This is a genomic window from Candidatus Frankia alpina, from assembly GCF_902806485.1.
Classification (GTDB): Bacteria; Actinomycetota; Actinomycetes; order Frankiales; family Frankiaceae; genus Frankia; species Frankia alpina.
This window is the reverse complement of record NZ_CADCWT010000534.1, coordinates 1-715: the sequence shown is the minus strand read 5'-3', so window position 1 is coordinate 715 and position 715 is coordinate 1. Positions and strand designations below refer to the sequence as shown.

Annotated in this window: 1 protein-coding gene; it reads left to right on the top strand. The window is 75.5% G+C overall.

Annotation, left to right across the window (positions count from 1 at the left end; genetic code table 11):
* Nucleotides 1-326: 326 nt before the first annotated feature.
* The coding region (locus G6R25_RS24365; protein WP_205447451.1) for a hypothetical protein at nucleotides 327-715 on the top strand (389 nt) is incomplete at its 3' end.

Genomic DNA, 715 nt, shown 5'->3' with positions numbered 1-715 from the left:
TCTGCGGATCGCGCTGACTGTCATCCCGTTGGCGCCGCGGCGGCGGTGCACCCGCTGCCGGGGCCAGCTGGACGTGACGCCGTCGGGGCCGCTGTGCCCGGTCTGCGACGGCCAGGATGATCTGTTCGGTGGTGCGGCATGACCGCCCACCAGGCCCCCGCCGACGAGGCGTCCGGGCCGGGTTGCAGCGGGCCGGAAATCGGGGTTCCTCGCGTGCGCACGCTTAGGGCCCCCTCCGGCCCCCCTGGCTGCAACCTGCAATCGTGCAGGTCAGGGGGGTTGCAGGGGTGGTTGCAGGGGTCAACCAGCTAGTCCGGGTGCAACCAGTGCAACCGGGGGCTGCAACCACCCCCGAGCAGGCCCCGCAGACCCCCTCCGGACCGGCCGCTGTGCGGGTGTGGCGGGCGTCGTCGGCGACGGCGGTGACGGTCCTCGACGGTCTGTCGCCGGCGTGCGCCCCGTTCGCGGTCTGGTGGGATGCGGAGGCCGGCCGGCGTCGCGAGTTGCGGACCCTGGAGCATCGGGCGGCACTCGCCGACGCCCGGCAGGTTCGGGCGTTGGCCGGGGTGTCGGTGGCGCAGGCCCGCGGCCAGTGCAAGACGGCTCGGGAGGCGTCCGCGAACCCGCTGAGCCGCCCGCCGCCGTGCCGCCAGCCTCGCCAGCAAGGCCGCCCGGGGCCGCAGGAAGGCTGCCCGGGCCGAGGTGAAGGCCGCCA